The organism is Bacillus cereus group sp. MYBK222-1 (assembly GCF_051916425.1).
Lineage (GTDB): Bacteria > Bacillota > Bacilli > Bacillales > Bacillaceae_G > Bacillus_A > Bacillus_A paranthracis.
Map to the genome: position 1 here is coordinate 126035 of NZ_JBQAGP010000006.1, position 12333 is coordinate 138367.

Below are 12333 nucleotides of genomic sequence, written 5' to 3' on the forward strand. Positions count from 1 at the left end.
ATGAAAGTTACAAACAACGATTATGAAAAGATGGAAGAGCTATATGAGTTGTATGAACAAAAGATTTATTATGTAGCTTATTCTATTTTAAATAATATTCAGCAGGCAGAAGATGCAGTTCAAGAGACGTTTATTACTCTTTATAAGAACTTGGAAAAGCTCCATAGCTTGAGTACTGAAGAGCTTAAACGATACATTTTGAGGGTTGCGAAAAACAAGGCGATTGATAGCTACCGGAAAAATAGACGACATGAAACATTTTTAGAAGAATATGAAAGAGAATCAGCAGAAGCAGTAGATGAAAATATTGAAGAGTGGGAAAAACGTGTAATGTCCGAGGTTCAAATTGATGCATTGTTAAAAGAGTTAAATGAATCTAACAAACAGGTGTTTAAGTATAAAGTCTTCTATAACTTAACGTATCAAGAAATTTCAAGCGTCATGGGGATAACGGAGGCTAATGTCCGAAAGCAGTTTGAGCGTGCTCGAAAAAGAGTCCAAAATATGATAGGAGGTATACAACATGACGAATTCAAAGAACTCCAAAGAAATATATGAACTTGCTGAAAAAATTGCTTTAGATGATTTTGATAAACTCGAAGAACAACATGAATTTTCACATACATATACGCGCAAAAAGAAATTGTTTATGGAAGAAATGAAGCTGAAAGACGAGAAGCCACAGAAAAAGCGTAAAAAACATCGTATGTTAATCGCTGCTGCTTGCTTATTGATTGGTATGCCGACAACCGTTTTTGGTGCAGTGAAAGTCTATAATATGATTGTCCAAAAACAAAATTACGAAGTAAATGTTTCGGTATCAAACAAGGACTCAAAAAAGAGTGATAAGTGGTATAAGTTGAAAATAGGTAAATTGCCAGAAAATATGGAAGCAATTGATGATAGTGCTATGAAATATTCATTTAAAGATAACTACGCAATGGGGGGATTTTCATTCGTTCTTTGGAGAGTAGGAGGGAATTCAGATTTTCCAACTCTGTACTCGAAAAGTTATGAAGAAAAAGAGATAAATGGTAAGAAGGCAGTAATTGTTCATAGAGAAAATGGTAATAAAGATTTAATGTTTAATAGAGTAATTTTTCTCTATTTTGAGGAAGAAGGAATTATGTTACAAAGTTATATTGGAAATGATATAAACGAAGAACAAATGATAGATGTGCTAGGGAGCATTTCACTTGAGCCCACGTCAAAAGAAAAGTCATCATATATAAGCGATTATGATAAAAAGTATTTTAGCCAAGAAAGTAAAACAACTAAGGTAATTCCTTTGAAGAAGGATAGCAAACGACTATTTCATATAGGGCAAAAGGTTCCAGTAACGATATCTATGGATAACAGCCAAATTGAATATGTGATAGAAAAAGTTGAAGTCTTTGATTCAATCAAAGATTTTAAACAAGAGAACTTTAATGAACTTGGCCTAGAGATATTAAGCAAGAATCAAGCTTTGGATCAAGAGGGACAATTGATACCATATAGACGCGATGTATATAAACTTGGAAATGGTAAAGATTCAATTCATAAATTAGTAGAAACAAAATTAATTAATCCTAAGTTTGTTTACTTAAAAACAACAGTAAAAAATATTGGTAAAAAGTCGACAGAAGAAATCTATATGCATCCATCTATAAAACAGCTTAAATTTGAAGGTAATGCATGGAACTACGCTAAAGAAGATGGAATCGCAGAAAAAAATATTATGACAGGCGAAGTTGATTATTTAGAGCCTCATGGAGATGGAAAAAGCTTCTACAATATTGGTAGTATCCGACCAGGAGAAACGGTGAAGGTTAACTTAGGTTATTTTGTAGATGAGGATAAACTAGATTCAATCTTTTTGGATGCTTTCAATTACAGAGGGACTGGCGACACTGAAAATATGAATGCGAAACATCGTTGGTGGATTGATATTCGTCAATAGTAACAAAGAGACTAAAAAGCTGCTTACATCTAGCAGCTTTTTTCGTCTTCATACATATGTAAAATTTCTTTCGCACGTATACGTAAACCATCTATTAATTCTTTCGGTTCTAACACTTTTGCATCTTTTCCAAGTCTATAAAATAAAGGGATAATAAAGTTTATTTCACCTTTATCAATTGTTGAATGTATATATCCTGTCCCGTCCTCGTTTACTACAACGAATTCTTCAAGGTAAGGCACGCTTTTACATTGGCGCACACCTTCTTTTGTCAGTAAAACATGTAACTGCGTAGGAATGTGTACGACGTTAGAGCTAGAGTCAAACCATTCTGCTAAATTCATGAATGTACTTTCATTTTTTTCCGTTGATAATATAGAAAGAATACGATCAACGCGATACAGTAATACTTTTTTTCTACTGAAGTCATAGGATGGTAAGTACCATAGTCCGTCATGAGCATATACACCGATAGGATGAACATGTTTTGTTTTTATCCCCGATTTAGATTCATATTGAAATTGTAAATTTTTATTTTCAATAGCCGCAGTTAGTACTTCGTTTAAAAGAGGTGTATCAATTGTACGCTTCGGATTCCAAAAGGCGATGTAAGAACGTATTTTATCAACTTTCACTTTCGCATCATGTTGTAGGGAGCTATACAGTTTATGTGTAACGGAATTGATTTCTGTGTTAAAAGGCAAGTCTCGATAGTAACTTAAAGATTGAAAAGCAAAAAAGATGGAGACTGCTTCTTCTTCCGTAAATAAGATAGGTGGAATGACTCTATTCGTTAATACTTTATAGCCGCCGTTACGACCTTGTTCTGCGTAAATGGGCAACCCCATATCACTTAAATCTAAAATGTATCTATGGACAGTACGAACGGAGATATTAAATTCATCAGCTATTTCTTGCGCTGTAAATGTCTTTTTGGCAGAAGCAAATATAAGAATATCTAATAAGCGTTTAGCTTTTGACAAATGTATCACCTTTTTTCTTTTTAACATGACATAAATTGTCATGTTTTATTGTTAGTATATTGTTTACATCATATGTTATCAAGATGATTATCAAGATGAGATGCAAGGAGGAAAAGATATGTCACGTGAAATAGTTTTATTTATTGCGGCGAGCTTAGATGGATATATTGCGAAAGAAAATGATGATTTAGAGTGGTTAATGGAAACAGAAGGAGAGGGAGATAACGGTTATACAGAAATGTATGAAACAATTGATACGATAATCATGGGAAAAAGAACGTACGATTATGTAGTAGAGCATATGGAAACATTCCCGTATGTAGATAAAAAATGTTATGTTTTCTCTAACTCAGAAAAAGGTTCGAACGAACACGTGGAGTTTGTAAATGAAGATGTAGTGGAGTTTACAAAAAGGTTGAAAGAGCAAGAAGGATCTAAAATATGGATGGTCGGTGGAGGGAGTCTACTGAGAGAGTTCTTTAAGAATAATCTAATTGATGAATATGTTGTTACGATTACACCGCATATATTAGGTTCTGGAGTTCCGTTATTTCAAGACAAGAACCCAGAAATTCATTTAACTTTAACGGATACGAAACGTTTTGGGCAATTTGTAAACTTATATTATAAAGTAAAATGATAAAGAAACACGACTACTGATGGTAGTCGTGTTTTTGTATAGATGGCAATGAAATAATAAAGCAAGATCCGTGATCAACTTCGCTCGTTACAGTAATATTCCCACCGTGCAGCTCTACAATTTCTTTCACGATAGATAATCCTAAACCAGTTCCGCCTGTAGCTCGTGATCTCGCTTTATCAACTCGATAAAAGCGGTCGAAAATGTGAGGGAGGTCTTTAAGCGGAATACCTTCGCCTTCATCTTCAATTGCAATGGAAATACTTTTATGTTCTTCTGTAACAGAAATGTTTATATGAGAATGCTCTTTTGAATGTCTATAAGCGTTATTTAAAATATTCACCACAACTTGTTCGAATCGTTGTTCATCTAAGTTTACTAGCAGTGTAGGAGGACAAGAGAAAGAAACTGTAATGTACCTTTCTTTATACATGGCGTTTACTTTTTCACATATACGCGTAAGGAAGGTGTGTAAATGCACTTCCTTTACTTGAATAGAAAAGTTATGTTGTTCCATTTGTGCAAGGGAGAACAAATCTTGAACTAAGTTTGTGATGTAATCAGACTCATCTTTTATAATAGATAAATACCGCAAACGTTGCTTGGGAGATGTGGTTTCTTTTAAAGCAATGTCAGCGTAACCTCTTACGTATGTCAAAGGTGTTCGTAATTCATGAGCAACACTTGCCAGAAATTCACTTCGCTCTGTTTTCATATAATGTAAATCATTTGCGAGTGTTTGAATAGATGATGCTAGTTCACCAATTTCATCATTTCGAGTAGTCGTTAATGAAACTGATAAATCTCCTTTACTCATTTTTTCAGTGGCATGTTTCATGTGTAACAATGGTTTTGTTAATAACCGAGATAAAAGAAAAATGGTAATGACTGTGAGTAGAAACGTGATGGCACCAGCGATAATGAATTGTTTTGTTAATCCATTCACCAACTTTTCAATGGATTCTGTCCCAAGAAACATATACACATACCCCTCATGTTTTCCAGCTACTATGATGGGACTAACCGTACATATATAATTAGATGTTTTCCAGTGATTCTCTATAATTGCTCCGTCATGATCTGTCCGTGTTTGCATCTTTTCAATATGCTTTTTTATAGTAGTATTTATTTCATTGGATTTAGCTAGTACTTCCTTATTTGCATTTGTAATAACAACAGTGGTTTCGGCTTCGGATTCCATTAGTGCAACATGAGAGATTGTTTGCTTATCAAAATACTTTTCAAGGACATCTCTGTGACTATTTCCGCGCTTTAATAAAGCTGTCATTTCTTCATTTACTCTATTGTTGACAAGACTATAATAAAGCGAGACAAATAGAACACTTTCGATTAAAAGTGTAACAATCAAAAAATAAAATCCGAGCTGAATAGAAATTCGCTTCATTGCTTTGCTCCTTAATCTAAAGTATCAACCCATCGATAGCCAACTCCGTACACAGTTTTTAAATGATCATCAATAGGGAAATTTACTTTTCGTAATTTATCACGCAAATTACGAATATGTGAATCGACAGTTCTATCTTCTGTATTTGTATTTAATCCCCAAATTCGTTCAATGAGCTGATCACGGTTCAATACGTAGTTCACATGACGTAAAAATAATCCGAGTAAAGAGAATTCAATTGGTGTAAGAAGAAGTTCTTCGTTATAGACAGAAACGAAATGCTTTGCCTCATCCCATAAAATGCCGTGATATTGGATTTGCGTCCGTTGATTCGTTCGCCTTAAAACAGCTTCAATTCTCGCGAAAAGCTCTTCTTCATGGAAAGGTTTCGTTACGTAATCATCTGCTCCGATTTTTAATCCTTGGACGACATCTACCGTTTGATCACGAGCTGTTACCATAATGATAGGAACGTTACTAAATGAGCGGATTTTTTTACACGTTTCCCATCCGTCCATCTTTGGCATCATAATATCCAGTAAAATAAATTTAAAGTTTTGATTTTCTATATGTGAAATCGCTTCTTCTCCGGATCGTGCACATATGCAGTTATATCCAATTGGAGTAAGATAAAGCGTTAATAATTCAAGCATTCTCGGTTCATCGTCTACGAGCAGTATATCAATCATAGAGAGCCCTCCATATATAATCTTTACTTAAATTGTAATGCAAAATCATGAAGAAATGGTGCAGATTGTAATGCGTCTGCATAATTTCTTCAGAATTGCTTGTTATTGTAAAGTTGAAATTCCATTTTAGGTAATCATATTGGCTCGAAAATGATTTATACGGAGGCGGTATAGTGAAAAAAATGACCCGAGTTTTTGGGATAACAATAATTACAGCAGTTGGTCTTGCGGCGTGTGGACAAACAAATGCAGATCATAAAAATCATGAATCTAAAGAAGCGAAGAAAACAGAGCAGAAGGAAATGAAAATGAATCAGGAGGTAACTGCGCCGAAAGAAATGAACAAAGGGGCATCAAATGATTTATTAACGATAAGTTTAAAAAATGTAACGAGATTAAACACAAATGATCCTCTTCAAATGGCAGTATTAACTTCGCAGACGATATGGCCAGCAACACATAAAGAGAATCAGCCAGGCGCTGTTATTTTAGTACCAGCAAAAGACTGGCAATTAGGTATTGCAAGTGCAGACCTTATTCATCATCCGAATAACGGACCGATTCTATTTATAGAAAAAGAAAAGGTACCCGAAATGACATTAAAAGAAATAAAACGATTAAATCCGCTCGGAACGAAAGATGGAACACAAATTATGGTGATGGGGGATGTCGATGCATCTATCCTTGAGCAATTAAAAGAGTATAAAGTAAAGCAAATAAAAGAAACGGATCCAGCTACATTTGCTAAAGATGTGGATAAAGAATATGCCGATATAACAGGTAGTTATCCGAATAGTGTTATTATCGGCTCATCTGAAGAGGAAGGGCATTTATATACAACACCAGCTGTAAACTGGATTTCTCATATGCCAGAACCACTACTTTATACAGAAAAGAATAAAGTGCCAGAAGCGACGATAGAGGCATTAAAGATGCGAAAAGATAAAGCAAATATATATGTACTAGGACCAGAAAAAATCATTTCAAAAGAAGTAGAAAAAGAGTTAAGCAAATACGGGAAAGTAACGCGTATTAGTGGAGAGACTCCAGTAGAGAATTCTATTGCATTTGCAAAGTTTAAAGATGAAAAAACAAAATTTGGATGGGGGTTCACAAAACCAGGTCACGGTGTATCATTTGTTTCAAGCAAAACACCAGACTTAGCAGTTGCAGGAGCACCATTTTCACATATGGGTAAACATGCCCCCGTTATCTTATTAGAGGAAGGAAAAGCTTCACAACCAGTGTATGATTTCCTTGCTACTATTCAACCGAAGTTTAAAGATGACCCAACACTTGGCCCGTATAACCACGGCTTCCTATTAGGAAGTACGAGTGATATTTCATTTGAAACACAAGGAATATTAGATGAGAGATTAGAGATTGTGCAAGAAAGTGGTCAAGGGCACGGTGGGCACTAATAAAAGGAGCAAAGGCGCTACTAAGGTAGGGTCTTTTTCTTTAGGAAACTTTTACATAGCACAAAATCCTCTACTCGTTATATAATAACCTTCGTGCAGTCGGCCTTGATTTTCTTACGGAGAAAATCAAATGATAAAAGAGTAGAGGAGTGGTATTTTGTTTCAGACGATAAAAAATGATTGGTTCTCCAACGTGAAAGGGGATGTGCTATCAGGAATAGTTGTTGCTTTAGCGTTAATCCCTGAAGCAATTGCTTTCTCTGTTATTGCAGGCGTGGATCCGACCGTTGGGTTGTACGCAGCCTTTTGTATTGCCGTTACCATTTCATTTGTTGGTGGACGAACTGGAATGATTTCAGCTGCAACAGGTGCAATGGCATTGTTAATGGTAACGCTTGTTAAAGATCATGGTTTGCAATATTTATTTGCTACAACAATATTAACAGGTATTGTCCAAATTATTTTTGGCGTGTTCAAACTGAGCTCATTTATGAAGTTTGTTCCGAAATCTGTTATGAGTGGTTTTTTAAATTCACTTGGAATTTTAGTTTTTACAGCACAATTGCCACATTTTAAAAATGCAACTTGGCAAATGTACGCGCTTGTCGCATTAGGACTTGTAATTATATATGTATTTCCACGTATTACGACGGCTGTCCCATCGACACTTATTTCCATTATTATTGTGACAAGTATTGCAATTATGAGCGGATTACAGTTAAAAACAGTAGGGGATATGGGAAGTTTGCCGAAAGAATTACCGTTCTTTAGTATTCCAGACGTGCCTTTTACACTTGAGACATTAGGGATTATTTTACCGTACGCAGTTATGCTTGCAATTATCGGTTTACTAGAGTCTTTATTAACAGCTTCAGTTTTAGATGATATGACGCATACGGAAAGTAATAAACATAAAGAAGCACGTGGGCAAGGTATTGCAAACATTGTTGCTGGTTTCTTCGGAGGAATGGCAGGATGTGCAATGATTGGACAATCTGTTATTAATATTAAATCAGGTGGACGCGGTCGTTTATCGACGTTTGTAGCGGGCGGATTTTTAATCGTATTACTATTCGTTTTAGGGGACTATGTTGTTCATATTCCGATGGCAGCTTTAGTTGCAGTTATGATTATGGTTTCAATCGGAACATTTGATTGGAACTCTGTAACAACGATTCATAAAGTACCAAAAGGGAATGCATTTGTTATGATCGTAACAGTTGTGATTGTCTTAATTACACATAATTTAGCATTAGGTGTAATTATCGGAACAGTAATTAGTGCGGTTTTATTTGCATTCAATATGGCAAAGATTCACGTGAAACATTTATATATTGAAAATAAGAAAATATACGAAATTCACGGTCAACTTTTCTTTGCGTCTACGGCAGACTTTATAAATGCTTTTTCATTTGATGAAGATGTAAAAGAAATTGAGATGAATTTTACTCATGCACATGTATGGGATGATTCAGCAGTGGCATCAATTGATAAAGTTATCATGAAGTATGAACAAAGTGGCGTGAAAGTAAGTATAACGGGATTAAATGAACGTAGTGCAAAACTTGTTACTAATTTAGCTACTTATAATAAAAGAATTGCTAGTTAGAAGCCTCCTTTTTAGGGGGCTTTATTATATAATACGAGTAGGATAACGAAAAGGGGATTCAGCATATGTATAAACAAATTATATTAGCATGTGACGGTTCTGAACATGCACTTCGAGCAGCGGAACATGCAACATATATTGCGAAATGTAGCGAAGAAGCAAATGTTGAAGTTGTGTACGTAGTAGATAATAGAACAGCAAAATCAGATATTATACAAGGTCAAACAGATTTAGAAACAATAACGGCTAGTCGAAAAGATAAATTGAAAGAGATTGAAGGTTTATTAAAGAAAGAGAACATTTCTTATAAAATTACGATATTACATGGCGATCCAGGAGATACAATTGTTCAATACGTAAATACAGGAGATATAGATCTTGTTATTGCTGGGAGTAGAGGGTTAAATACATTGCAAGAAATGGTGCTTGGTAGTGTCAGTCATAAAATAGCAAAGCGTGTGAAATGTCCGGTGATGATTATTAAATAAATTGAGTGAAATATTTTGTAGTGTAAGCAAGACCTTGATATAATTCGAGGTCTTTTTTGACGTATAAAAGGGGCGAGTGTGGACATAATAGATACATAAGTTTTAGAAAATATTAACTTACAAATTTGTAAGTTTTTTGTCAGAAAAATCGATGTTATGAAAATTATTCCATTGGTAAAATAAAAATAACGAAGGGGAGATAGGGAGGATGAAAAAGATGAAAGCACTTCAAAATTTATCATATAGCCAAGGTGTCGGTCTTATTTGTTTAGGGGGATTTGCTGCATCTGTTACATTAGCTGTTGTAATAAAGATGATTCATCAAATCTTTTAATTTTAGAGTGGGGAAGGAATTGGTTGTTATTAATAGCACTAAAAAGGTTGTAAATAAAAAATAGCTCCTGGCATGTATATAGATGCTAGGAGCTATTTTTATGATTATTTTTCTACTTCTGGCTTCTCACTTGTTACAGTAACGTCTTTCCAATGTGAAGTTATTTGATTCACTTCAGCATTGACATCAAAATCTTTTACGCGCTTATTAACACCTGTTAAATCAAATGTGTAATGAATTGGAATCATCGGTGCTTCGTCATGAATTAATTTTTGCCATTTATCGTATACTTCTTTACGATATTTTTCATCAGTAGCTTTTTCTGATAATCCTGCATCTAATAACTTCGTATTTTCATCATTTACCCAGCGCTGATAGTTAAAACCAGCATTTTTACCCCATAGACCAGAAAGGTCAGGATCAGAACCAGTGTTCCAAGCACCAGAGAAAATATCAACCTTTGGATCATCTTTTTTAATCATTTCACGCATAGCATTAAATTCATGTAAGCGTCCATCAACAAGTTCTACTTTTAAGCCGATATCCTTCCAAGATTGAATATAGAATTTAGCCAGTGGTTCACTTGTTTCACTACCGTTACTAGCTAGGAAGTTAATTTTAAATTCATTACCTTTTGGATCTTCACGGAATCCATCACCATTTTTATCTTTATAGCCAGCTTCATCTAATAGTTTTTTCGCTTTATCTACATCTAAGTTATATGAACCAACATCGTTATTATGGTACTTTGGCATAGATGGTGGAATTGGAGAGTTAGCTGGAACGCGAAGGCCGTGATATACTTTCTCTGCCAATTTTTCTCTATCAATTGCATGTGCCATCGCTTGACGTAAACGAACGTCTTTGAATTTATCTTTATCCATTACAGCTTCGTTCTTTGCTTTGTCCATATGTCCAAATTTAAATCCGATATAAGTGTAAGCAAGGTCAGTTTTACCAATTAGTTGTGTATTTTTTAATTTACTTACGTTCGGATATTGATCAGCAGTAATTGCTGCAATATCAATATCACCTTTTTTCAGAGATGCACTAACAATAGATGGATTTACAACTTTTAACGTTACATTTTTTAACTTTGGTTTACCAGCCCAATAATCATCGAAGCGCTCATACTCAACTGATTCACCAGGAACGATTTTCTTCACTTTAAATGGTCCGAATCCAATTGGATTTTGACGGATCTTATCAGATTCAGCTAGTTTTTCAATTGGTACATCGCCTAAATATTTTTTAGGTGTAGGATATGTCCAAATACCAGTTTTCAGTGAAGGGTTTACTTCTTTATAAGTAATGGAAATTGTTTTTGGATCGACTACTTTAATACCAGAAATTTTGTCAGCTTTTCCAGTATGATATTCTTCCATACCTTCAATCATTTGCATTTGTGTATCGTAACGGATACCTGTATATTTACTATTACCAATAATTAAGTAAGAATATTCCAAATCCTCAGCTGTTACAGGATTACCGTCGTGCCATTTTACATTATCTTTAACCTTAATAGTAATTGTTTTTTTATCTTCAGAAATTGTATACGTTGCAGCACCGTCATTTGTAATTTCCCAGTTTTTATCTGTAGCTAATAATTGTTCATCAAAGAAATCCATAATTTCTGAATCTGGAGCAACTTCATATAGTACTCTACTTAAAACACCAGCAAAAGGTGAATTTGAAACGAGTCCATATGTTAATGATCCGTCTTTAATCTCTTTAGCATCATTTTTTACAGCAGCACTAAATTTATTTGTTTCTACTTTTTTCGTATTTGTTTTTTTGCTACCGCTATCAGCACCCCCACATGCAGATAGTAATAATGTTGAAGCAGCAAGTGTACTTAATACTTTGTACAGTTTTGGTTTTTTCATAACTTCTCCACCCCTTATCCTTTTCTTTGTCTCGCATCAGCCGCACGTTTTAACGCTTGACCAATAAAATTTATACACAGCATCAACACTAAAATCATGATTGATGCGGGTAACCAAATCCACCATTTTTCTTGCAATACATCTGGGTTTGTTGCATAACTTACAAGTGTACCAAGACTCGGTGTGCTTTCTGGTAGACCGAAGCCTAAGTAAGTCAAACTAGATTCAATTCCGATGTTACCAGCAAGATTTAATGTAATATTTACGATAATAATAGAGCTCAAATTAGGTAATATTTGCTGGAAGATAATCTTCCAATTTGGTGTTCCTAACGTTTTAGATGCAGATACGTAATCAAGTTCTTTCTCAGTTAATACTTTAGAGCGTATAAGTCTTGCTTTTCCGACCCATAAGAAAGCGGTCATTATGAGAATAAATGTAGTAATATTGAAAGTTGGAACGAGTGAGATAAATACGATAACAATCATTAAGAATGGTAAAATCATCATAAAGTCGATAAAACGCATGATGATGTTATCGACAACTCCTCCAAAATAGCCAGCAATTAGTCCCATTGTAAGACCGATAAGAGTTGATAAAAGAGTGATGGCTAAACCAACTGTAAAGGAATTACGTGTACCAATAATTAATTGTCCGAAAATATCACGGCCTCCATAATCAGTTCCTAGCCAATGTTCAGCAGAAGGAGGATCATAAATGGCGAACAGATCGACTCGAACGATATCTTCTTGTTTCATAATAAATGAAGTTGTATAAACGGCTATTAATATTAAAGCTAAAAAGAATAGGGAAAACATTGCTAGTTTATCTTTACGAAATTCTCGCCACATAATGGAGAAACCAGAAGGGCTCTTTTCGTAATGAATGACCTCAGTTTGTTTTTCAGGATTTGCTAACATAACGTTTCTTCACCTC

12 protein-coding genes are annotated in these 12333 nt (G+C 34.7%); 7 read left to right on the plus strand and 5 right to left on the minus strand.

The window, feature by feature from the left end; genetic code table 11:
• Positions 1 to 558: an RNA polymerase sigma factor gene (locus ACTFR9_RS22080; RefSeq protein ID WP_000869279.1), complete on the plus strand. Its 558-nt coding sequence runs from the start codon at positions 1 to 3 to the stop codon at positions 556 to 558.
• The gene (locus ACTFR9_RS22085) at positions 524 to 1942 is read left to right on the plus strand and encodes an ECF-type sigma factor negative effector (protein WP_000185094.1); all 1419 of its coding nucleotides are present in this window, start codon (positions 524 to 526) and stop codon (positions 1940 to 1942) included. The genes ACTFR9_RS22080 and ACTFR9_RS22085 overlap by 35 nt, the downstream gene beginning before the upstream one ends.
• Positions 1943 to 1971: 29 nt before the next feature.
• Here ACTFR9_RS22085 and ACTFR9_RS22090 read toward each other — a convergent pair whose 3' ends face one another.
• Positions 1972 to 2967 (minus strand): helix-turn-helix transcriptional regulator, encoded by a 996-nt coding sequence (locus tag ACTFR9_RS22090; RefSeq protein WP_001996681.1) that lies wholly within the window; start codon positions 2965 to 2967, stop codon positions 1972 to 1974.
• 76 nt (positions 2968 to 3043) lie between these two features.
• Between ACTFR9_RS22090 and ACTFR9_RS22095 the strand changes: the two genes are divergently transcribed.
• Positions 3044 to 3565, plus strand: a complete 522-nt coding sequence (locus tag ACTFR9_RS22095; RefSeq protein ID WP_000085793.1) for a dihydrofolate reductase family protein — start codon at positions 3044 to 3046, stop codon at positions 3563 to 3565.
• 13 nt (positions 3566 to 3578) lie between these two features.
• Here ACTFR9_RS22095 and ACTFR9_RS22100 read toward each other — a convergent pair whose 3' ends face one another.
• Entirely contained in the window at positions 3579 to 4970 is a 1392-nt protein-coding gene (locus tag ACTFR9_RS22100) for a sensor histidine kinase (protein ID WP_109630465.1), read from the minus strand.
• 11 nt (positions 4971 to 4981) lie between these two features.
• A complete protein-coding gene (locus tag ACTFR9_RS22105) occupies positions 4982 to 5659 on the minus strand; it encodes a response regulator transcription factor (RefSeq protein WP_000565459.1) in 678 nt (225 codons plus the stop codon).
• A gap of 173 nt (positions 5660 to 5832) precedes the next feature.
• Between ACTFR9_RS22105 and ACTFR9_RS22110 the strand changes: the two genes are divergently transcribed.
• The 4 genes from ACTFR9_RS22110 to ACTFR9_RS22125 all read left to right on the plus strand — a co-directional run bounded on the left by ACTFR9_RS22110 (position 5833) and on the right by ACTFR9_RS22125 (position 9511).
• Complete coding sequence (locus ACTFR9_RS22110; protein ID WP_109630462.1) at positions 5833 to 7080, plus strand: cell wall-binding repeat-containing protein; 1248 nt, start codon at positions 5833 to 5835, stop codon at positions 7078 to 7080.
• Positions 7081 to 7237: 157 nt separating this feature from the next.
• Complete coding sequence (locus ACTFR9_RS22115; protein ID WP_073536223.1) at positions 7238 to 8689, plus strand: SulP family inorganic anion transporter; 1452 nt, start codon at positions 7238 to 7240, stop codon at positions 8687 to 8689.
• Positions 8690 to 8754: 65 nt separating this feature from the next.
• The gene (locus tag ACTFR9_RS22120) at positions 8755 to 9177 is read left to right on the plus strand and encodes a universal stress protein (protein ID WP_000277994.1); all 423 of its coding nucleotides are present in this window, start codon (positions 8755 to 8757) and stop codon (positions 9175 to 9177) included.
• Between the two features lie 208 nt (positions 9178 to 9385).
• Positions 9386 to 9511 carry a DUF4027 family protein gene (locus ACTFR9_RS22125; RefSeq protein WP_000738299.1) on the plus strand — a complete coding sequence of 42 codons (126 nt, stop codon included), beginning with the start codon at positions 9386 to 9388 and terminating at the stop codon, positions 9509 to 9511.
• A 104-nt stretch (positions 9512 to 9615) separates the two neighbouring features.
• Here ACTFR9_RS22125 and opp4A read toward each other — a convergent pair whose 3' ends face one another.
• Complete coding sequence (gene opp4A, locus ACTFR9_RS22130; protein ID WP_048558051.1) at positions 9616 to 11397, minus strand: oligopeptide ABC transporter substrate-binding protein; 1782 nt, start codon at positions 11395 to 11397, stop codon at positions 9616 to 9618.
• A gap of 14 nt (positions 11398 to 11411) precedes the next feature.
• Positions 11412 to 12317, minus strand: coding sequence for an ABC transporter permease (locus ACTFR9_RS22135; RefSeq protein ID WP_000880733.1), 906 nt, complete (start codon positions 12315 to 12317; stop codon positions 11412 to 11414).
• Positions 12318 to 12333 lie beyond the last annotated feature (16 nt).

Bases quoted from the DNA above. Each gene is read 5' to 3' on its own strand.
- ACTFR9_RS22080 (WP_000869279.1), top strand. From the start codon at position 1: ATGAAAGTTACAAACAACGATTATGAAAAGATGGAAGAGCTATATGAG.
- ACTFR9_RS22085 (WP_000185094.1), top strand. From the start codon at position 524: ATGACGAATTCAAAGAACTCCAAAGAAATATATGAACTTGCTGAAAAA.
- ACTFR9_RS22090 (WP_001996681.1), bottom strand. From the start codon at position 2,967: ATGACAATTTATGTCATGTTAAAAAGAAAAAAGGTGATACATTTGTCA.
- ACTFR9_RS22095 (WP_000085793.1), top strand. From the start codon at position 3,044: ATGTCACGTGAAATAGTTTTATTTATTGCGGCGAGCTTAGATGGATAT.
- ACTFR9_RS22100 (WP_109630465.1), bottom strand. From the start codon at position 4,970: ATGAAGCGAATTTCTATTCAGCTCGGATTTTATTTTTTGATTGTTACA.
- ACTFR9_RS22105 (WP_000565459.1), bottom strand. From the start codon at position 5,659: ATGATTGATATACTGCTCGTAGACGATGAACCGAGAATGCTTGAATTA.
- ACTFR9_RS22120 (WP_000277994.1), top strand. From the start codon at position 8,755: ATGTATAAACAAATTATATTAGCATGTGACGGTTCTGAACATGCACTT.
- ACTFR9_RS22125 (WP_000738299.1), top strand. From the start codon at position 9,386: ATGAAAAAGATGAAAGCACTTCAAAATTTATCATATAGCCAAGGTGTC.
- opp4A (WP_048558051.1), bottom strand. From the start codon at position 11,397: ATGAAAAAACCAAAACTGTACAAAGTATTAAGTACACTTGCTGCTTCA.
- ACTFR9_RS22135 (WP_000880733.1), bottom strand. From the start codon at position 12,317: ATGTTAGCAAATCCTGAAAAACAAACTGAGGTCATTCATTACGAAAAG.